At 67.5% G+C, this 18,403-nt stretch carries 18 protein-coding genes and 1 pseudogene; 10 read left to right on the top strand and 9 right to left on the bottom strand.

Annotated features, from left to right (window positions below; genetic code table 11):
- Nucleotides 1–11: 11 nt before the first annotated feature.
- The 3 genes from AC3ITN_RS16330 to AC3ITN_RS16320 form a co-directional block, all read right to left on the bottom strand.
- A complete protein-coding gene (locus AC3ITN_RS16330; RefSeq protein ID WP_313347622.1) occupies nucleotides 12–842 on the bottom strand; it encodes a thiol:disulfide interchange protein DsbA/DsbL in 831 nt (276 codons plus the stop codon).
- 109 nt (nucleotides 843–951) lie between these two features.
- Nucleotides 952–1,599, bottom strand: a complete 648-nt coding sequence (locus AC3ITN_RS16325; protein WP_489391186.1) for a thiol:disulfide interchange protein DsbA/DsbL — start codon at nucleotides 1,597–1,599, stop codon at nucleotides 952–954.
- 118 nt (nucleotides 1,600–1,717) lie between these two features.
- Nucleotides 1,718–2,512, bottom strand: coding sequence for a c-type cytochrome (locus AC3ITN_RS16320; protein ID WP_313347619.1), 795 nt, complete (start codon nucleotides 2,510–2,512; stop codon nucleotides 1,718–1,720).
- 155 nt (nucleotides 2,513–2,667) lie between these two features.
- Here AC3ITN_RS16320 and yihA point away from each other — a divergent pair, with 155 nt between their 5' ends.
- A complete protein-coding gene (yihA, locus tag AC3ITN_RS16315; RefSeq protein ID WP_489391185.1) occupies nucleotides 2,668–3,291 on the top strand; it encodes a ribosome biogenesis GTP-binding protein YihA/YsxC in 624 nt (207 codons plus the stop codon).
- 38 nt (nucleotides 3,292–3,329) lie between these two features.
- On the opposite strand, the gene AC3ITN_RS16310 is transcribed toward yihA, so the two are convergent.
- Together AC3ITN_RS16310 and AC3ITN_RS16305 are read right to left on the bottom strand one after the other, a co-directional pair.
- Nucleotides 3,330–4,301 carry an MBL fold metallo-hydrolase gene (locus AC3ITN_RS16310; RefSeq protein WP_489391184.1) on the bottom strand — a complete coding sequence of 324 codons (972 nt, stop codon included), beginning with the start codon at nucleotides 4,299–4,301 and terminating at the stop codon, nucleotides 3,330–3,332.
- A 100-nt stretch (nucleotides 4,302–4,401) separates the two neighbouring features.
- Entirely contained in the window at nucleotides 4,402–5,226 is an 825-nt protein-coding gene (locus AC3ITN_RS16305) for a helix-turn-helix transcriptional regulator (protein WP_489391183.1), read from the bottom strand.
- 219 nt (nucleotides 5,227–5,445) lie between these two features.
- On the opposite strand from AC3ITN_RS16305, the gene AC3ITN_RS16300 reads away from it, so the two are divergent.
- Complete coding sequence (locus tag AC3ITN_RS16300; RefSeq protein ID WP_489391182.1) at nucleotides 5,446–6,810, top strand: glutamate--cysteine ligase; 1,365 nt, start codon at nucleotides 5,446–5,448, stop codon at nucleotides 6,808–6,810.
- Between the two features lie 323 nt (nucleotides 6,811–7,133).
- On the opposite strand, the gene AC3ITN_RS16295 is transcribed toward AC3ITN_RS16300, so the two are convergent.
- A complete protein-coding gene (locus AC3ITN_RS16295; RefSeq protein WP_489391181.1) occupies nucleotides 7,134–8,186 on the bottom strand; it encodes an NAD(P)-dependent alcohol dehydrogenase in 1,053 nt (350 codons plus the stop codon).
- A 104-nt stretch (nucleotides 8,187–8,290) separates the two neighbouring features.
- Between AC3ITN_RS16295 and AC3ITN_RS16290 the strand changes: the two genes are divergently transcribed.
- Both AC3ITN_RS16290 and AC3ITN_RS16285 read left to right on the top strand, forming a co-directional pair.
- Nucleotides 8,291–9,181, top strand: coding sequence for a LysR family transcriptional regulator (locus tag AC3ITN_RS16290; protein WP_489391180.1), 891 nt, complete (start codon nucleotides 8,291–8,293; stop codon nucleotides 9,179–9,181).
- A 57-nt stretch (nucleotides 9,182–9,238) separates the two neighbouring features.
- Nucleotides 9,239–9,643, top strand: coding sequence for a glutaredoxin family protein (locus AC3ITN_RS16285; RefSeq protein ID WP_489391179.1), 405 nt, complete (start codon nucleotides 9,239–9,241; stop codon nucleotides 9,641–9,643).
- Between the two features lie 13 nt (nucleotides 9,644–9,656).
- Here the strand turns inward: AC3ITN_RS16285 and AC3ITN_RS16280 are convergent, their stop codons facing one another.
- The gene (locus tag AC3ITN_RS16280; RefSeq protein WP_313347606.1) at nucleotides 9,657–10,064 is read right to left on the bottom strand and encodes a VOC family protein; all 408 of its coding nucleotides are present in this window, start codon (nucleotides 10,062–10,064) and stop codon (nucleotides 9,657–9,659) included.
- Nucleotides 10,065–10,311: 247 nt separating this feature from the next.
- Between AC3ITN_RS16280 and AC3ITN_RS16275 the strand changes: the two genes are divergently transcribed.
- Nucleotides 10,312–11,151, top strand: a complete 840-nt coding sequence (locus tag AC3ITN_RS16275; protein ID WP_489391178.1) for a hypothetical protein — start codon at nucleotides 10,312–10,314, stop codon at nucleotides 11,149–11,151.
- Between the two features lie 5 nt (nucleotides 11,152–11,156).
- Here the strand turns inward: AC3ITN_RS16275 and AC3ITN_RS16270 are convergent.
- Nucleotides 11,157–11,264 (bottom strand): annotated as a pseudogene (locus AC3ITN_RS16270) (aldo/keto reductase); the annotation flags it as partial.
- A 383-nt stretch (nucleotides 11,265–11,647) separates the two neighbouring features.
- On the opposite strand from AC3ITN_RS16270, the gene AC3ITN_RS16265 reads away from it, so the two are divergent.
- The 3 genes from AC3ITN_RS16265 to AC3ITN_RS16255 all read left to right on the top strand — a co-directional run bounded on the left by AC3ITN_RS16265 (nucleotide 11,648) and on the right by AC3ITN_RS16255 (nucleotide 15,082).
- Nucleotides 11,648–12,628 carry an AraC family transcriptional regulator gene (locus AC3ITN_RS16265; protein WP_489391177.1) on the top strand — a complete coding sequence of 327 codons (981 nt, stop codon included), beginning with the start codon at nucleotides 11,648–11,650 and terminating at the stop codon, nucleotides 12,626–12,628.
- Nucleotides 12,629–12,931: 303 nt separating this feature from the next.
- A complete protein-coding gene (locus AC3ITN_RS16260; protein WP_489391176.1) occupies nucleotides 12,932–14,770 on the top strand; it encodes a methyl-accepting chemotaxis protein in 1,839 nt (612 codons plus the stop codon).
- Nucleotides 14,771–14,836: 66 nt separating this feature from the next.
- Nucleotides 14,837–15,082, top strand: coding sequence for a hypothetical protein (locus AC3ITN_RS16255; protein ID WP_489391175.1), 246 nt, complete (start codon nucleotides 14,837–14,839; stop codon nucleotides 15,080–15,082).
- Here the strand turns inward: AC3ITN_RS16255 and AC3ITN_RS16250 are convergent.
- On the bottom strand, nucleotides 15,045–15,995 hold the full coding sequence (locus AC3ITN_RS16250; RefSeq protein ID WP_489391174.1) for a cation diffusion facilitator family transporter: 951 nt from the start codon (nucleotides 15,993–15,995) through the stop codon (nucleotides 15,045–15,047). The genes AC3ITN_RS16255 and AC3ITN_RS16250 overlap by 38 nt on opposite strands.
- A 446-nt stretch (nucleotides 15,996–16,441) precedes the next feature.
- On the opposite strand from AC3ITN_RS16250, the gene AC3ITN_RS16245 reads away from it, so the two are divergent.
- Together AC3ITN_RS16245 and AC3ITN_RS16240 are read left to right on the top strand one after the other, a co-directional pair.
- A complete protein-coding gene (locus AC3ITN_RS16245) occupies nucleotides 16,442–17,986 on the top strand; it encodes an arylsulfatase (protein WP_489391173.1) in 1,545 nt (514 codons plus the stop codon).
- Between the two features lie 119 nt (nucleotides 17,987–18,105).
- Complete coding sequence (locus AC3ITN_RS16240; RefSeq protein WP_313347588.1) at nucleotides 18,106–18,381, top strand: metal/formaldehyde-sensitive transcriptional repressor; 276 nt, start codon at nucleotides 18,106–18,108, stop codon at nucleotides 18,379–18,381.
- Nucleotides 18,382–18,403: the final 22 nt, after the last annotated feature.

Here is an 18,403-nt window from a genome sequence, read left to right as displayed (position 1 = left end):
CTCTTGGGAACTCAGTGCGCCATGGCGGCGCGTTCGCGCGCGATCAGGTGATCGGCGATGCGCAGCATGTCGGGGAAGCTCTTGCCCTTGACCAGGTACTTGCCGTTGACGATCACCGACGGGGTGCCTTCGATCTTGCTGGCCAGCGCGAACTTCTTGGCGGCATTGGTCTTGGCGGTCACCGCGAAGCTGGACATGGTGGCGGCGAACTGCTTCGGATCCGCACCGTGCTTGGCGTAGAAGTTGGCGATGTCTTCGACCGAGTCACGGCCGCGCTCGCCCTTCAGGCTCTGGTCGGCGTGGATGGCGGTGTACAGCGCTTCATGGGTCTTGTCTTCCAGGCCCAGCGCCTGTGCGGCGTAGAACGCCTTGGCGTAGTTGTCCCAGGTGCCGCCGAACATGGCCGGCACGTACACGAAGTTCACGTCGCTCGGCAGGCCGGCTTTCCACGGCCCGATCAGCGGCTGGAACGCGGCGCAGGCCGGGCAGACGAAGCCGAAGACTTCCACCACTTCAATCTTGCCGGTGGCCGGCTGGAACGGCTTGCCGTCGGCGATCACCAGGTAATCGGTGCCTTCCACCGGGGCCGGACCGGTCGGCTGCGACGAAGCCGGTGCCGGTGCCGGGGTGGTGGCGTCGGCAGCGGCGGTCTCGGCAGCGGCGGTTTCGCCACTGGCGGCCGGAGCGGCGTCAGGCGTGGTCGGCGCAGTGCCGGCAGCCGGTGCGGCGCTCGGGGTGGTCGGTTCGGTCGGGGCCGCCGTGTTGGCGGTGCCGTCCTGGGCCTTGCACGCGGCCAGGATCGGCAGCAGTGCCATCAGAATGAGGGCGAAACGGGTCTTCATCGAAGCGTCTCCAGCAGGTGGACATGTTGGGGCCGGCGCGTCGGGCGCCAGCCAGGGGGGCATGATGACACGCGGTCACCGAGGCGCCGCGTGCAGGGTGCGTGATGGTTCAGCGAGCCTTCGCGGCGCGCTCGCGGGCGATCAGGGCGTCGGTGTTGCGCAGCATGTCCTCGAACGAGTCGCCCTTCACCAGGTACTTGCCGTTGACCACCAGCGCCGGGGTGCCCGGCACCTTGGTGCGGCGCGCGAAGTCCCGCGCCACGGTGACCTTCTGCTCGACCGCCGGGCTCTTGAGGGCGGCGGTGTACTGCTCGGCGGTCACGCCGTAGTCCTTGTAGAAGCCCGCCAGTTCGTCGGGGGAGATGTTCTGCATCGGCAGCGTGCGCTTCTCATGCAGCGCGTCGAACATGGCCGCATGGCTGCGCTTGGCCACGCCCAGCTGGTCGGCCGCGTAGTAGCCGCGTGCGAAGGAATCCCAGGGGCCACCGAACGCAGCCGGAACCGGCGTGAAGCGCACGTCCTTGGGCAGCTTCTTCGCCCATGCCTCCAGCTGCGGTTCGAAATGGGCGCAGTGCGGGCAGGTGTAGCCGAACATTTCCACCACTTCGATCTTGCCGGCCAGCGGCGCGAACGGACCCGGTGTGGCGATCACCTCGTAATCGTCGCCTTCCACCAGTGCGGCGGGGGCGGGCGCGGCCAGCGCGGACAGGGGGCTCAGGGCCAGCAGCAACAGCATCAGGCGGGGCATCAACGTCATCTACTTCCATCTCCATCGGAAAAAACAACGCCGGCCCAGTGCCGGCGTGGCGGTGAACATAACCCGCCGCCTGGGCGGGGCGCATCTGTCATCGGTCCCGGATCGGCACGCGTGGCCCTCAGGGCGCCGCCGGCCGCGCTGCTGCCGCCGCCGCCGCGACGTCGTCGGCGCGGTTGTGCAGGCCCTGCAGGTAACTGCCGAGCGCCTGGATCTCCTGCTCGGTCAGCGACTTGGCAATGCTGGCCATGATCTGGAAGTGGGCCTTGTCGGTTTCCTGGGTGACCCCGGCCTGGTACTCCTGCAGCCGGCGCGACACATAGGAGGCGTGCTGGCCACCTATGTGCGGGTAGGCCGGCCCCGGGTTGCCCGCGCCGGTCGGACCGTGGCAGGCCATGCACGCCGGAATGCCGCGCTGGGCATCGCCGCCGCGATAGAGCTGCTGGCCGATCTCGTAGAACTTCCTGTCCTTGTACGGTCCTTCGCTGACCACGCTGTCGTCGGCAAGCCCGGCGCTGGCCTTCTGCGTGGCGAAATACGCCCCGATGTCGCGCATGTCCTGCGGGGTGAGGTCCTGCACGAACGGCACCATCGCCGCCGAGGCGCCGGAGGTGCGCTGCCCGTTGGCGATCAGCGCGATCTGCTGGGCCACGTAGCGTTCGCTCTGCCCGGCGATGCTCGGGTACATCTCCACCGTGGCATTGCCGTCGGCCGAATGGCAGGCCGCGCACGCGGCTGCCTTGGTCTGGCCGGCCTTGGCATCGCCCCAGGTGGTCTTGCTGAAATCGACGTCGAGCGAGGCAGTCCTTATGGGCCCGTTGTCCGGCAGCGGGGTGATCGAGGTCTGGGCGACCGCAACGGCAGCCAGCAACGAGACAGCAACAGCGGAAACGGCAAGAACGCGAGCATGGCGCATGCGGAAGCTCCGTGTGGACCGGCCTGGCGGGTGCAGGCTGCACTCGCGGGGATCGGCCGATTATCCATGCCGTTTCACGCCGGGGTCAACGCGGCAGTGCGGCAAAACCCGCCGCCGACAGCACGCGGCCGCCCCGGACATGCGATCCTATGCCCATGTCATTGCTCCTCGAACGTGCCCATTACCTGCTCTCGGCCCACAATACCCGGCAATTGCCGGACGATATGGGGGCCGAAGTGGCCTTTGCCGGCCGCTCCAACGCCGGCAAATCCAGTGCCCTCAACGCCCTGACCCGCCAGAACAGCCTGGCCCGGGTCTCCAAGACCCCCGGCCGCACCCAGCAGCTGGTGTTCTTCGAAGTCACCCCGGACGCCAAGCTGGTCGATCTGCCCGGCTACGGCTACGCCAAGGTGCCGCTGGACCTGCAGGCGCACTGGCAGGCCTTCATCGACCAGTACTTCCGCACCCGCGAGGCCCTGCGTGGGCTGGTGGTGGTGATGGACATCCGCCACCCGCTCAAGGATTACGACCGGCAGATGCTGGCCTATGCGGTGCAGCGCGGGCTTCCCGCGCACGCGCTGCTGACCAAGGCCGACAAGCTCGGCCGTGGCCAGCAGGGCATCGCCCTGCAGAAGGTGCGCAAGGAGCTGCAGTCCTCTTTCGGCGACACCGTGAGCGTGCAGACCTTCTCCGGCCCCGCCCGCCAGGGTGTCGACGAGGCCCGCGGGATCATCGGCGGGTGGTTGGGACTGAACCCGCCGGCGCCCGAGGCGCCGTAACCGGCCACCGAATCGGCCACCCGACCAACGGTCGGGTGTTACCGCGTCGGCAACGGCGCGTATTCGCCCGGCACCCACGCGAACGCATCGCCTTCGCGGCGCACATGGCCCAGCCCGGGGAACGGCAGGTGTGCGCCGGCCACCCACCAGTCCTGGTCGGCGGCCTGCGCCATCATCGTGCGGCGGCTGGCGATGGCGGCCGTGCGGTCACTGTCGGCGTCGAACGCGGCCTGCGGCTGGGCGAACTGCACGGCATGGAAATGCACGATGTCGCCCCACACCAGCAGTGACTGCCCGTTGCCGCCGTCCAGCTTCCACGACACATGGCCCGGGGTATGGCCGTGGCTGTCCAGCGCGGTCACGCCGTTCGGCAACGCTTGGCCGGGGCTGAAGCGGCGCAGCGAACCCGATGCCGCATACGGCGCCACCGCCTTGCGGGCCAGCGCGAACGCGAAGCGCACGCCCTGTGGCGCGCCGGCCTCGCTGGCCGGGTCCAGCCAGTAGGCGGCATCGGCCTCGGACAGCCATACCGTGGCATTGGGGTACGCGATCCGGTCCTGTGCATCGAGCAGGCCGCACAGGTGGTCCGGGTGCGCATGGGTCAACAGCACGTCGTCCACCTCGGCCGGGTCGTAGCCCGCCTTGCGCAGGTTGCCCAGCACCTGGCCCAGGCCGGGGCCGAAGCAGCCGGCGGTGCCGGTATCGACCAGGGTCAGGTGATCGCCGCGCTGGACCAGGTAGGCGTTGACCGCGGTCTGCAGGCCCTTGCCGTCTTCGGGCACATAGCGGTGGTCGAGCAGGCGGGTCACCGCGCCGGGCGCGATACCGACCAGTTCGGTACGGCCCAGTGCCACGGTGCCGTCGAACAGCGCGGTGACCTCCAGTTCGCCCACCTGCTGGTGATAGACGCCGGGGACCTGCGCCTGCGGGTGATGCGTGGTGGTGGCAAGGGCAGGGCCAGCGGCCAGCAGCAGGGCGGCGGCAAGCAGGCGCATACGGGGGAAGGACATGGCAGTTTCCATACAGGCGGCAGCGCCGCGGTGTGCCCATGCTGCGCGCCGGCCGCGCCGCGTTCCGCTCAGAATGCGCCGCGATCCGCTCGCCGTGGTGTCAGCTGTTGCCGATCGCGGCGGGTTCCAGCCCGTAGCGCGCCGCGAAGCGGCGGCTGAAGCTGCCCAGCGAGCGGTAGCCGACACGCGCGGCCACGGTCTTCAGCGGCAGCTGCGTGGTGTAGAGCAGGTTCATGGCATGGGCCAGCCGCGCATCGGCGATCAGCTCGCGCACACTGGCCTGCTCGTTGGCCAGCCGGCGGCGCAGCGTTGCGCCGCTCAGGCCGAGCTGCGCTTCGAAATCACGCGATTGCCAGTCGCGCTCCGGCTGCGCGGCGATCAGGTCGCGGATGCGCTCGCCCAGGCTGGGTTCGGGCGGCACCAGCAGGCTGCCGTGGCCGCGCCGGCAGAACGCCAGCACCAGCGCCGCCAAGGCCAGCCGCGCCTCGCTGTACTGCGCGTGTTCCAGTGCCTGCCGCCACTGGCGCAGCGTGTCGGCATGGTCGCCGAGCGGCAGTTTCGCCAGCGCGTCGCCGGCGTCGGGCAGGGGCTCGTTCCACAGCGTGCGTGCCGCCGAGAGTGCCTCGGCGCACAACGGCACGATCGCGCTGAGGTACAGGCCGGTCTGCGGATCGGGCGTGTTGACCACGTCGATGCGGCAACGCCGGGTGATGAGGAACAGGTCGCCGGGCACCAGATGCAACGACTGATGCGCGGTGGACACCTGCTTGCGCCCCTGCAGCAGGATGGCGAACTGCGGCTGCGGAATCTCCACGGACTGCGCGCCGTGTTCGCGGCGCGCGGTGATGCAGGCGTAACCATCGGCGCGCTGGCAGTCGGCCAGGCTGGCCATCTCGGTCAACAGGGGATCGGGGTAGAGGGGCATGTCCATTACCGTGCAGTATCGAACAACTGGCCGGCCCGTGCCGGCGTGCCTGCGGGCACGCGCCGCCGGGTATCGGCAGCGTCAAGGGGTTCCCGGTAGGATGCAGAAAACCGTCACGGTGGCATGACGGCCGGAGCGGCCACCCTATACTGCGCCCTTGCGATGCGGGGTGTTGAGCCCCACATCCCCGTCCAGACCAGAATCCCTGCGAGCCCTCCCTTGTCGAGCCCCAGCCACGTCGCCGAGACGCCGATCACCGACCGAAACGAACTGGTCGCCACGTTGGCCTCCGGCGAAAAGCCCAAGGCGCAGTGGCGCATCGGCACCGAGCACGAGAAGTTCGGCTTCCGCCTGGACGACCTGCGTCCGCCCACGTTCGATGGCGAGCGCGGCATTGAAGCGCTGCTCACCGGGTTGACCCGGTTCGGCTGGGCGCCGGTGCAGGAGAACGGGCACACGATCGCGCTGCTGCGCGACAACGCGTCGGTCACGCTGGAACCGGCGGGGCAGCTGGAGCTGTCCGGCGCGGCGCTGGAAAGCATCCACGAGACCTGCGTGGAGACGGGTACGCATCTCAATGAAGTGGCCCAGGTGGCGGCGGAGCTGCAGCTGGGCTTCCTCGGCATGGGCTTCCAGCCCAAGTGGACGCGCGAGGAGATGCCGTGGATGCCGAAGGGCCGCTACCGCATCATGCGCGACTACATGCCGAAGGTGGGCTCGTTGGGCCTGGACATGATGACCCGCACCTGCACGGTGCAGGTCAACCTGGATTACGCCACGGAAGCGGACATGGTGAAGAAGTTCCGTGTGTCGTTGGCGCTGCAGCCGATCGCCACGGCGCTGTTCGCCGATTCGCCGTTCACGGAAGGCAGGCCGAACGGCTTCCAGAGTTACCGTTCGCACATCTGGACGGACACCGACAACGACCGCACGGGCATGCTCGACTTCGTGTTCGAGGATGGCTTCGGGTATGAGCGCTACGTGGACTACCTGCTCGATGTGCCGATGTACTTCTCCTACCGCGACGGCACGTACCACGATGCGAGCGGGCAGAGCTTCCGCGATTTCATGGTGGGCAAGCTGCCGGTGCTGCCGGGCCAGTTGCCGACGCTGCGCGACTGGTCGGACCACATGACCACGGCGTTCCCGGAAGTACGGTTGAAGAAGTACCTGGAAATGCGCGGTGCCGATGCGGGGCCGTGGAGCCGGCTGTGTGCGCTGCCGGCGTTCTGGGTGGGGCTGTTGTATGACGATGCGGCGCTGGATGCGGCGTGGGACCTGGTCCGCGATTTCACTCTGGTGGAGCGCAATGTCCTGCGCGATGGCGTGCCGAAGCAGGGCTTGAAGCTGCCGTTCCGCAACGGCACCGTGCTGGACCTGTCGCGCGAAGCGTTGAAGATCGCGGTGGCCGGGTTGAAGCGCCGTGCGGCACGCAATGCCGATGGCCAGGATGAAAGCAAGTTCCTGGAGGTGCTGCAGGAGATCGTCGATTCCGGTCTGACCCCGGCCGATCGCAAGCTGGCGCTGTACCACGGTGAGTGGAACCAGAGCGTGGACCCGGTGTTCAAGCAGTTTGCTTACTGATGCTTTGCGGCGGAAAGCAGGCGTCTCAGTTGCTACGTGCCGGGACGGCCGACGGGCAGCTCCCTACGGGACACGCCGCAAGTCCCGCTCCGCGGCCCGGCCCAGCCGCCAGCGGCTGGTCGTTCAGCCGCACGCGAGGCAGTGCCTCGCAAGCAGTGCGCCTTCACCCATGTAGGCTGCTAGAAAACATCCATGTTTTCTAGCGTCCCTACGGGGGCTACCCGCCGGCCGCCCCCCATGCATCTCGTTGGGCGGTGGGGAAGGGCAGCGACGCATGGCGTCGCTCTACCAGGTGACGCAAGTCACCTGGTAGAGCGGCGCCGTTATGCCGCCAACGTTGCCATGTCAATCACGAAGCGGTAGCGCACGTCGTTCTTGGCCATGCGGGCCCAGGCTTCGTTGACGGTCTTGATGTCGATCACTTCCACATCGCTGACGATGTTGTGTTCGGCACAGAAGTCCATCATTTCCTGGGTTTCAGCCATGCCGCCGATCGCCGAGCCGGTGACGTGCTTGCGGCCGAAGATCACGCTGCTGCCCATCAACGCGGGGTCCAGGCCGGTGATCACGCCCACCAGGCACATGGTCGCGTCACGCTTGAGCAGCGACATGTACGGGTTGGTGTCGTGGCTGACCGGGATGGTGTTGAGCAGGAAGTCGAAGCTGTTGGCGTGCGCCTTCATCTGCGCCGGATCACGCGACACCAGCACTTCGTCGGCGCCCAGGCGCTTGGCATCGGCACCCTTTTCCGGGGTGGTGGTGATCATCACCACGGTGGCGCCCATCGCCTTGGCGAACTTGACACCCATGTGGCCCAGCCCGCCCAGGCCGATCACGCCGACCTTCTGGCCGGGGCCGACCTTCCAGTGGCGCAGCGGGGAGTAGGTGGTGATGCCGGCGCACAGCAGCGGCGCGGCGGCCTTCAGGTCCAGCGTGTCGGCCACCTTCACCACGAAGCGCTGCTCGACCACGATGTGGTCCGAATAGCCGCCGTAGGTCAGCTGGTCGCTGCCGCGTTCGGTGCTGTTGTAGGTGTAGGTGGGGCCCTTTTCGCAGTACTGCTCGAGGTCATGGTCGCAGGCATCGCAATGGCGGCAGGAATCGACCATGCAGCCGACGCCGGCGAAGTCGCCCACCTTGAAGCGGGTGACGTTGGCACCGACCTCGGTGACCCGGCCGATGATCTCGTGGCCCGGCACCATCGGGAACTGCGCGCCGCCCCAGTCGTCGCGGGCCTGGTGCAGGTCGGAGTGGCAGATGCCGCTGTAGAGGATCTGGATGCGGACGTCGTCGGGACCTGCGGCGCGGCGCTCGAAGGAGAACGGCACCAGCGGCGCGGTCTGGTCGTGCACGGCATAGCCATGGGCGAGGGACATGGGGTTATCCTGGGATTTGTGGAAAGGCGCTTTACAATACGCCCGCTACCCGCGCGTATACAGTCAATATATCGGCATGATTCATCAAGGCAGACTGCACAATCATGGCCACTGACAACCTTACCCACCTGGCCGCCTTTGCGGCCGTGGCCCGTCACCGCAGCTTCCGCCGTGCGGGCGCGGAGCTGGCCTTGTCCACCTCGGCGGTCAGCTATGCGATCCGCGCGCTGGAGGAACGGCTGGGCGTGGGTCTGTTCCACCGTACCACCCGCAGCGTGGCGCTGACCGAGGCCGGACAGCGTCTGCTCGAGCGCCTGCAGCCGGCGCTGGGCCAGGTGCATGACGCGCTGGAGGAGATGAATCACTTCCGTGCCGCGCCGGCCGGCCTGCTGCGCATCAACGCCACCCGCGCGGCGGTGCACACCCAGCTGGGTCCCCGCCTCGCCCGTTTCCTGCGCGCCCACCCGGACGTGCGGCTGGAGGTGGCGCAGGACGATGGCCTGGTGGATATCGTGGCCAAGGGCTACGACGCCGGCGTACGCCTGCATGAGTTCGTGCCCGAGGACATGGTGGCGGTGCCGCTCGGCCCGCCGCTGCGCGGGCTGATCGTGGCGTCGCCTGCCTATCTGCATGAGCGGGCGGTGCCGCAGCATCCGCGCGAGCTGGCGCAGCACGAGTGCGTGCGCTTCCGCTTCGCCAGCGGGCATCTGTACAAGTGGCAGTTCGAGCGCGATGGCCAGGCGTTGGACATCGACGTACCGGGGCGGCTCACCCTCGGCGACCAGCACACCATCCTGCAGGCAGTGCTCGACGGCCTCGGCCTGGCCTACGTGCTGGAAGATGCGGCGCGCCCGTATCTGGACGAGGGCCGGCTGGTGGCGGTGCTGGAGGACTGGAGCGAGCCGTTCGCCGGCTGGGTGCTGTACTACCCGCAGCAGCGGCAGATGTCGTCGGCCCTGCGTGCGTTCGTGGACATGCTGCGCGAAAGCGATTGAGGGCGATGCGGGCGGCGTGATAGCGTCGCCCGCATTGCATGGGGACACGGACTGTCGATGAACCGCACCATCGTACTGCTGATGATTCTGGGACTGGCCGGCGGGCTGCTGCACGCCAAGCGCACGTTCTTTCCGTCGCGCGCGCAGTTGGCCCGCGACGCCGCAGCGATGCCGATCTCCGTGCCGCCGGCGCAGACCGTGCGCGGCCCGGCAGTGGATGTCTACGGCCGCGATGGCTGCGGTTTTACGCGGCGCATGCTGGCAGACCTGCAGGCCGCCAACGTGCCGGTGCGTTACCACGACATCGACCAACCCGCGGTGGAAGCCCAGTTCGATGCGCGCTTCAGGCATGAAGGCCTGCTGCGCAACGGCGCCTACGAGCTGCCCGTGGTGGCGGTGGCGGGGCAGTCGCTGGCGCGGCCCGCATCCGATTCGGTGATCTACCGCTTCAAGTCGCGCTGACCCTTCGCCTTGATCAGTCGCCGCTGATGGCGTCGTAGCCGCGCCCGAGGAACTGCAGCAGGCAGAACCCGTGGCCGAACGGATCGGCAAGCAGGGCAATGCGTCCCCAGGCGTGCGTCACCGGTGCCTGCTCCACGCGTGCGCCCGCGGCCACGGCCCGTGCCAGTGCCGCATCCAGATCGTCCACCACCCAGTCCAGGTGCAGCGGCGTCCAATGCCGCCGGTAGTCGCGCCGGTCACGCACCTGTGGCGTGGCCGACGTGCCCGAGGGTTTGACCAGCAGGTAGATTGGCGCGGGCCCACCGAGCAGTTCCACCCCGTCGGCACCGAAGCGTCGGCCCGCACGCAGGCCGAAGGCGCGCGTGTAGAACGCCAGCGCGGTGTCGAGGTTGTCGACGTCGATGTTGACCAGAAAGTCCATGCGACAGCCAGCGGGCGAAAGGAGCGGCCACTGTACCGCGCCACCGCAACCCGCCACGGCGGCGAACCGGTTGGCTGGCTGCACAACCCGTAGAGCCAGCCCATGGCTGGCTGCACAGGCCAGTACATTTACTGACCCAAAGCGCGTTGAATCACCTTTCCAAAGCGTTGCCGCGGAGGGACCATGGAGCCCAGTTGGCGGACACCCTGACGTTCACTCCGAGCTCGGTCACCCTGGAGAACCAGCCATGTTGCTCTCCCTGCCGTTCCGCACCAACGTCCTCACCCTCGGCATCGCCACCGTGGCCCTGCTGGCCATCGCACCGCAGGCACGCGCGGTGGAGCCGCTGGATACCTTCAGTGCACGCATCAGCGGCTACGTCACCTCGTTCGACACCGAGCTCCGCGCAGATGGCGATGGCAGGCAGGGCACCGACATCAACCTGCACCGCGATCTGGGCCTGGGCAACGACAACGTGGTGGCCAACGTCGGTCTCACCTGGCGTCCGTGGGACGCCCATGAGTTCGCCATCTCCTATTACACCCAGAGCGCCGACGCCACCCGCGTGATCAACCGCGATATCGACTTCGATGGAACGCGCTACGCGGCCTCAAGCACCGTGCGCACCGACGTGGACATCGATGCCTACGAGGCCTCGTACACCTGGTGGGCGGCATCGCAGGAGCGCTGGGCGCTTGGCCCGCGGGTCGGCCTGGTCTGGTACCGCATGGAGCTGGGCATCGCACTGGATGTGGATGCGGGTGGCAACCAGGGCGGCGGTGCGGTCAGCAGCAAGGTATCGGCCGATGTGCCGGCGCCGACCATTGGCGGTGCCTGGCGCTGGACGCCCGCCGAGCAGTGGCGGGTGTCCGCCGACGCCGGCTACTTCTCGGCGGACGTGGATGACGTCGATGCCGACGTCTACTTCGGTCGCGCGGGCGTGGAGTGGTTCCCGTGGGAGCGCGCCGGCTTCCTGCTCGATTACACCTTCACCAGGATCGAGGCCGATGCGGTCAAGGACAGCTTCAGCGGCAACGTGGACTTCACCGACGCCGGCCTGCGATTGGGCTTCGTGTATCGCTTCTAGGCGGGTTACCGCCGCGTACGCAGTGCGGAGGTGCCGAAAATCATCTGCTGCGCCATCGGCCGGCCGATGAAGCGGGCAGGGAAGATCGGGGCCGGCGCGCTGGCTTCGTCCAGGCCCCCCGACCACCGATGCCAGTCGCCTGCGTGGCGACGACTGATCCGGCGACACGCCTCCGTGCGCAAAGCATGCCGATGGCGACATTTGGATAGTACCGACAAGTAGATTTACCGCCGCCGCGACAGTGGAAGTACCGATACGCGGGTACGGCGGAACGCCCACCATGTCAGGTGCGCGCGATGGTAATGACTGCCCGCGGCAGTTACGTCGACAACGCGATTGCATCGCGTACAACGTCCCGGATTTTCTGGCCTCTGCAAGGGTCCGTCTACGTAAACTCCGCCAAAAAAAAATGTTGATCCCAAGCCTCTTGCAGGCGTGATGGAGGCGCTATGCTCGCCGCCCGCACGCCTTCCCCTTCGAGGTTACGTCCACCAAGATGGCGATCCTGACGTTCAACGATTTTGAAGCGTACGCAGACTCCGTGGCGGGCGTGGATGGCCAGATGCGCGTCACCGGACGCGGGCATGGCGACTGGACGCTGGAGGTGGTCGACGCAGGGGATGTGATCGCCATGCTAGGTGTGGATGGCGCGCCCATGATGTACCGGGGATTGAGCCATGCAGGCCGCTACCACGCATACATCACGTTGCCTGGCAGCGATGCCTACATGCAGGGGCACCATGCGACCGACGAGCTGTTCATCTGGTTTGCGCCCGGCACCGAGGTGCACGGGGTAACGCGCGTCACTTCGCGCTTCATCGTGCTGGACCTGGCCGCCGGTGCCGTGCAGGCGCGCGCCAGCGAGGTATCCGGTCTGGTCGATGGGCGCCTGGATCGCACCCACGCGGTGCTGGTGGGCCGCGAAGAAATCAGCCAGCTCATCGCGCTGGTGGTGCGCGCGCTTAAAATACACCGGCGCCGCCCGCACCTGTTCGAGGCGCCGATGGTGCGGCGCGCCTTCAGCGCGCAGGTCATCCATGCATTGCTGCGCTGTATCGCGCTGGGCACCTCCGACGCCGCGCGCCGCTCCCGGGGGCGGCCGATCGTGTCGCGCAACGAGATCATCAGCCGCAGCGTGCAGCATATCCAGCGCAGTATTCGTGGCGAGGCGACCATTGGCGAACTCACGCTGAGCGCGCGGACCTCGCAGCGTTCCCTGAATCGCGCGTTCGACGAGATCTTCGGCATGGGGCCGCAGCAGTACTACATGATCGAACGGCTGCACGTGATCCGGCGCGCGCTGCGCGAGGCACGGCCCGGCGACACCGTGACCCTGATCTGCTCGCGCTTCGGCGTGTGGGACCTGGGTCGTTTTGCCGGCATGTATCGAAAGATATTCGGCATCCATCCTTCGGTTGAGCTGGCGGCCGCACTCGAGGCGGGCCGCAGCCGTGGCGCGCTTCGGCGCAGCCGCTGATATCGCCGCGATGAGGTGCCGTGCAGCCCCCACCGCGCCGGCACCTCATCACGGGGACCGCGCATTCTTGCGACACCGGTAGTACAGGAGCTACGTAAACTCGGCCACAAAAGGTAGCCATAAGTCATGCTCAAGCTTGTGCGGTCCACGCCGCCACAATGAGCGCAGTCGTACCTGTTGTACCCCACGCAAGCGACGTCGCCCCGCTGACGACCTTCGTGAGTCCCCAAGCCAATCGAGCACTCCCACCGGGCCTCCAGCCCGGCGTAGCCCTTTCAGCTTGTCGGACCCGAGGATCGAATGATGCCCATTACCGCCGCCGTCACGCGCTCGCCGCTGCATCGCCTCATCGCCGTTCTGCTTCCCTTCCGCACTGCCCGCCTCGCCGCGCGGTCGGCCGCGTTGCGCCACCAGACCGACCTCGACGCGCAGGTTGCCGCGCTGCACCGGGTGCAGGCGGTCATCGAGTTCGCCCTGGACGGCACCATCCTGGCGGCCAACCCGAACTTCCTGCAGACCGTGGGCTACACGCTGGAGGAGGTCCGCGGCCGCCACCATTCGATGTTCGTCGAGCCCGAGCAGGTCCGCAGCCCGGAATATCGTGCATTCTGGGCGAAGCTGGCGCGCGGCGAGTTCGATGCCGGCCAGTATCGGCGGGTGGGCAAGGGCGGGCGCGAGGTCTGGATCCAGGCCTCGTACAACCCGGTGTTCGACAGCAACGGGCACCCCTGCAAGGTCGTGAAGTTCGCCACCGACATCACCGCCGAGAAGCGCCAGGCCGCCGACTTCGCCGGGCAGCTCGCCGCCATCGATCTGTCCCAGGCGGTGATCGAGTTCGGCCTGGACGGACGCATCCTGCGCGCCAACGGGAATTTCCTGGCCGCAGTGGGCTATACGCTGGAAGAGGTGCAGGGCCAGCACCATGGCATGTTTGCCGAGCCGGCGTATCGCCAGAGCGCGGAGTACCGCGCGTTCTGGGAGAAACTCGGCCGGGGCGAGTACGACGCCGGCCAGTACCGGCGGCTGGGCAAGGACGGCCGCGAGGTGTGGATCCAGGCGTCCTACAATCCGATCCGCGACATGAACGGTCGGCCGTTCAAGGTGGTCAAGTACGCCACCGACATCACCGCGCAGGTCCGCGATGCACAGGCCCTGCAGCGTGCCGTGGAACAGACGCGTGCGGTGGTGGCGTCCGCGCAGGCGGGTGACCTCACCGGTCGCATCGCCACGGCCGGCATGCACGGCGAGATCGCGGAGCTCTGCAACGGCATCAATGCGCTGGTGGACTCCATGGCGTCCATCATCGCCCGCATCAAGCGCGTGGCCGACAACGTGGCGCTCGGCGCGGGCGAGATCGCCGAGGGCAACAATGACCTGTCGCGGCGTACCGAACAGCAGGCTGCGTCGCTGGAGGAAACCGCGGTATCGCTGCAGGGGCTCACCGACCACGTGCGGCAGACCGCCGACAACGCGCGCCAGGCCAGCCAGCTGGCGGGTGGGGCGGTGGACGTGGCGGCGCAGGGCGGGCACGCGGTGCAGGAGGTGGTCTCGACCATGTCACTGATCGCCGCGTCGTCGCATCGCATCGTCGACATCATCGGGGTGATCGACGGCATCGCGTTCCAGACCAACATCCTGGCCCTCAATGCGGCGGTGGAGGCCGCCCGTGCGGGCGAACATGGGCGGGGGTTCGCGGTGGTGGCCTCGGAGATCCGCTCGCTCTCGCAGCGCTCGTCCACGGCGGCGCGGGAGATCAAGCAGCTGATCGGCGACTCGGTGGACAAGGTGGCCACCGGCAGCCGGCTGGCCGAAGGGGCGGGGCGGACCATGGACGAGATCGTGCTGGGCGTGAAGCGGGTCAGCGCGCTGATGTCGGGCATCAGCGCGGCCGCGCAGCAGCAGAGCGACAGCATCGTCCAGATCAACCAGGCCGTGGACCATATCGACGAGAGCACGCAGCAGAACGCCGCCCTGGTGGAGGAGGCCTCGGCGGCGGCGCGCAGCATGGAAGAGCAGGCCACCCAGCTGCTGGGCACGGTGGCCGCGTTCCGCACCGACGCGGGCGAAGCCTCCGCGGCGCGTGCGGTTCAGGCGCTGCTCGGCGGCCGCGGCATGGCGAACGCGGCGAGGCCGGTGCGCTGACGCGCGCCGGTCCCCGGCGACACACAAACGGCACCGGCAAGGGATGCAGTAAGGAGAAGGAGGACGATGGACGTGGGATTGAAGGAGATGCTCAAGTTCCTGGCGGCGGGCATTCTGTTTGCGGCCGGGATCTACGGCTACATGTGCTACCCGCATGCCGACGGTCGCTGGGCGGACAGCCCGGGCACCATGTATCTGCTTGCGCTCCCCGGTGGGGCGGTGCTGGCCGGTCTGTTCCGCTCCAGCGCCGACCCCCACCGCCGGGTCCGCACGTTCAGTGCGGAGCGGCAAGCGCCGCCCGCCGGGCGTTGAACACTTCCGGTGTCTGCGGCTTGATGAACAGGGCGACCAGTTCGGGGTACTCGCCTTTCACCGCCCGTTCGATGCGGGTGATGCAGGCCTCGATCTGCGGCGTGGTGCGGTCGTCCTCGAACTCGGCGCTCAGCATCGCGACAACCTGGTCGGGGCCCATCTGCATGGTGGTGACCCCGTTGGCGGTGCGCAGGTCGGGGTCGGTGTTGGCCACGGCCAGGATGCGCTGGGCCACCGCCGGATGGGCGGGCTCGCCAACCAGCAGCCCCTTGGTCTCGCGCGCCAGCAGGAAGGCGGTGACCGCCAGCACCCCGGCGATGCACAGCGAGGCCACGCCATCCAGGACCGGCATGTCCAGCAGCTGGGCGGCGGCCAGGCCCATCGCCGCGAAGCCCAGCCCAAGCAGCGCGGCGCTGTCTTCCAGCAGCACGGTGAAGGTGGACGGGTCCTTGCTGCGCCGGAACGCCTCGAAGTACCCCATGCTGCCCTTGGTGGCGCGGAACTCGCGCAGCGCTATCCACCACGAGCCGCCTTCGAACAGGAAGGAGATGCCCAGCACCGCATAGCTCAGCAGGTGGTTGGTGGCCGGTTCTGGATGGCGGATGTGCTGGATGCCTTCGTAGGCGGACACCCCGGCGCCGGCGGCGAACACCAGCAGGGCCACGATGAAGCTCCAGAAGTACAGCTCCCGGCCGTAGCCGAACGGGTGGGCGGTGTCCGGCTTCTTGTCCGCGCGGTGCAGCCCGTACAGCAGCAGGACTTCGTTGGTGGTGTCGACCAGCGAGTGCACGCCCTCGCTCAGCATCGCCGAACTGCCGGAGATGCCGGCGGCGACGAACTTGGCGATGGCGATGCACAGGTTGCCGACCAGCGCGGCATAGACGACGAGACGGGAGCCGGACGGTGTGGCCATGGTGTTCGCAGGGGCGGGGGGAGGCCCATGATCCGGCTGCCGCCGTACCGGTGGCGTGCACAGCGGGGGGCGCCGACCACCGGTGCGCCTGCCCGCCCGGGATGTGCCATGCTGGCGCCCTACCAACCGCGAGCGTACGACCATGGCCAAGGGTATGGACAGCAAGAAAGAGCAGAAGAAGAAACCTGCAAAGACGGCCAAGGAAAAGAAGGCCGAAAAGAACGAGAAGAAGACCACCCGCGGCTTCGCACCGACCTGATCGGCCCGCGTCGTGGCGCATGGCAGGCTTCACTCCGCCGGGGTGCGGCCTGCCGCTGCAGCGACCCCTGTGCGGACACCGATGTCCGCCCGGTCGAAGACTTACTGAGACGTTTTAAGTAGAAACACGCTGGCCGCCAGCAGCGTGAGCGTTGACCATCTGGGCTTCACGCCCCTTGGAGAAACGCATGGCCAGCACATCTGGAAAGCCCAACATACTGGTGATCTGGGGGGATGACATCGGCATCTCCAACCTCAGCTGCTACACGCATGGGCTGATGGGCTACCAGACGCCGAACATCGATCGCCTCGCCAACGAGGGCGTGCGGTTCACCGACTCCTACGGCGAGCAGTCCTGCACGGCAGGCCGTTCCTCGTTCATCACCGGGCAGAGCGTGCTGCGCACCGGCCTCTCCAAGGTGGGCATTCCCGGCGCACCGGTGGGCATGAACGAGAAGATCGTCACCATCGCCGCGCTGCTGAAGAACGAAGGCTACACGACCGGCCAGTTCGGCAAGAACCACCTGGGCGATCTCAACAAGATGCTGCCCACCAACCACGGCTTCGATGAGTTCTACGGCAATCTGTACCATCTCAATGCCGAGGAAGAGCCGGAGATGTACGACTACTTCCCGGAAGAGGAGTTCGGCGACTTCATCGAGACGATCAAGCCGCGTGGCGTGATCCACAGCTTCGCCACCGACACCGATGACAGCACCGAGCAGCCGCGCTGGGGGCGGGTGGGCAAGCAGAAGATCGAGGACACCGGCCCGCTCGACCGCAAGCGCATGCTGACCTGTGACGACGAGTTCGCCGAACGCGCGAAGGACTTCATCAAGAAGGCCACCGACGATGACACCCCATTCTTCGTCTGGGTGAACTTCACCCACATGCACCTGTACACCCATACCAAGGAAGAGAGCCTGGGACAGGCCGGGCGCTGGCAGTCGCCGTACCACGACACCATGATCGACCATGACCGCAACGTGGGCTCGCTGCTCGATTACCTGGATGAGCTGGGCATCGCCGACGACACCCTGGTGGTGTACTCCACCGACAACGGTCCGCACCGCAACTCGTGGCCGGATGGCGGCACCACGCCGTTCCGCAGCGAGAAGGACACCAACTGGGAAGGCGCCTTCCGCATTCCGCTGGTCGCGCGCTACCCCGGCAAGATCAAGCCGGGCACGGTCTCCAACGAGATCGTGCAGCACCACGACTGGCTGCCCACCTTCCTTGAGCTGGCCGGCAACACCGGCGTGGTGGATGACCTCAAGAAAGGGGTCAAGGCACTGGGGCGCACCTACAAGAACCATATCGACGGGGTGAGCCTGCTGCCGCTGCTGACGGGCAAGGTGGAAAAATCCCCGCGCAAGCTGTTCGTCTACATCTCCGATGATGGCGACATCCTCGGCATCCGCTACGACAACTGGAAGGTCACGTTCATCGAACAGCGCTGCAAGGGCACGATGCAGATCTGGGGCGAACCGTTCACCTCCATGCGCATTCCCAAGATCTACAACCTGCGCACCGACCCGTACGAGTTTGCCGACGTCACCTCGAACACGTACTGGGACTGGTACATCAACCACGTGTACATCGTGTACGGCGCGATCGCGCTGCTCACGAAGTTCAACGAGACGTTCGTGGACTTCCCGAAGATCCAGAAGCCGAACACGTTCACCGCCGACCAGGCAATCGAGAAGCTGCAGGACGCGGTCACGGGCAAGTAGGCCCGCGCGCGCAAGCCCCTGGGTGGCGCCTTCCAGCGCCACCCAGCGGTGCGGCAGGGTGACCCCGCCGGGCGGGTGTGTATACTATCCCCCAGTATAGTTCTCTGGGCCTGCCCGGCATGCCGCATTCCCCCGACGAAAAGAAGAAGGTCCTGGCCCGCGTGCGCCGCATCCGCGGCCAGTGCGATGCGCTGGACCGCGCGCTGGAGGCCGGGGCCGAGTGTGGGCCGGTACTGCAGCAGATCGCCGCGATCCGCGGCGCCGTCAACGGACTGATGTCCGAAGTGATGGAAGCGCACCTGCGCGAAGAATTCGGCCAGCCGGCGCAGTCCGACGCACAGCGCGCCGAGCGCGTGCGCGACATGAGCGCGCTGATCCGTTCCTACCTGAAGTAAGCGTGCGGGCGACCGCGCGCTG

The sequence above is a fragment of the Stenotrophomonas sp. KH_036_B genome, assembly GCF_057839485.1.
The sequence above is the reverse complement of the archived record's forward strand: the minus strand, read 5'-3'. Positions and strand labels throughout refer to the sequence as shown.

Bases quoted from the DNA above. Each gene is read 5' to 3' on its own strand.
- AC3ITN_RS16320 (WP_313347619.1), bottom strand. From the start codon at position 2,512: ATGCGCCATGCTCGCGTTCTTGCCGTTTCCGCTGTTGCTGTCTCGTTG.
- AC3ITN_RS16305 (WP_489391183.1), bottom strand. From the start codon at position 5,226: ATGCCCCTCTACCCCGATCCCCTGTTGACCGAGATGGCCAGCCTGGCC.
- AC3ITN_RS16265 (WP_489391177.1), top strand. From the start codon at position 11,648: ATGGCGATCCTGACGTTCAACGATTTTGAAGCGTACGCAGACTCCGTG.
- yihA (WP_489391185.1), top strand. From the start codon at position 2,668: ATGTCATTGCTCCTCGAACGTGCCCATTACCTGCTCTCGGCCCACAAT.
- AC3ITN_RS16290 (WP_489391180.1), top strand. From the start codon at position 8,291: ATGGCCACTGACAACCTTACCCACCTGGCCGCCTTTGCGGCCGTGGCC.
- AC3ITN_RS16295 (WP_489391181.1), bottom strand. From the start codon at position 8,186: ATGTCCCTCGCCCATGGCTATGCCGTGCACGACCAGACCGCGCCGCTG.
- AC3ITN_RS16330 (WP_313347622.1), bottom strand. From the start codon at position 842: ATGAAGACCCGTTTCGCCCTCATTCTGATGGCACTGCTGCCGATCCTG.
- AC3ITN_RS16325 (WP_489391186.1), bottom strand. From the start codon at position 1,599: ATGACGTTGATGCCCCGCCTGATGCTGTTGCTGCTGGCCCTGAGCCCC.
- AC3ITN_RS16310 (WP_489391184.1), bottom strand. From the start codon at position 4,301: ATGTCCTTCCCCCGTATGCGCCTGCTTGCCGCCGCCCTGCTGCTGGCC.
- AC3ITN_RS16285 (WP_489391179.1), top strand. From the start codon at position 9,239: ATGAACCGCACCATCGTACTGCTGATGATTCTGGGACTGGCCGGCGGG.
- AC3ITN_RS16280 (WP_313347606.1), bottom strand. From the start codon at position 10,064: ATGGACTTTCTGGTCAACATCGACGTCGACAACCTCGACACCGCGCTG.
- AC3ITN_RS16275 (WP_489391178.1), top strand. From the start codon at position 10,312: ATGTTGCTCTCCCTGCCGTTCCGCACCAACGTCCTCACCCTCGGCATC.
- AC3ITN_RS16245 (WP_489391173.1), top strand. From the start codon at position 16,442: ATGGCCAGCACATCTGGAAAGCCCAACATACTGGTGATCTGGGGGGAT.
- AC3ITN_RS16250 (WP_489391174.1), bottom strand. From the start codon at position 15,995: ATGGCCACACCGTCCGGCTCCCGTCTCGTCGTCTATGCCGCGCTGGTC.
- AC3ITN_RS16240 (WP_313347588.1), top strand. From the start codon at position 18,106: ATGCCGCATTCCCCCGACGAAAAGAAGAAGGTCCTGGCCCGCGTGCGC.
- AC3ITN_RS16260 (WP_489391176.1), top strand. From the start codon at position 12,932: ATGCCCATTACCGCCGCCGTCACGCGCTCGCCGCTGCATCGCCTCATC.
- AC3ITN_RS16255 (WP_489391175.1), top strand. From the start codon at position 14,837: ATGGACGTGGGATTGAAGGAGATGCTCAAGTTCCTGGCGGCGGGCATT.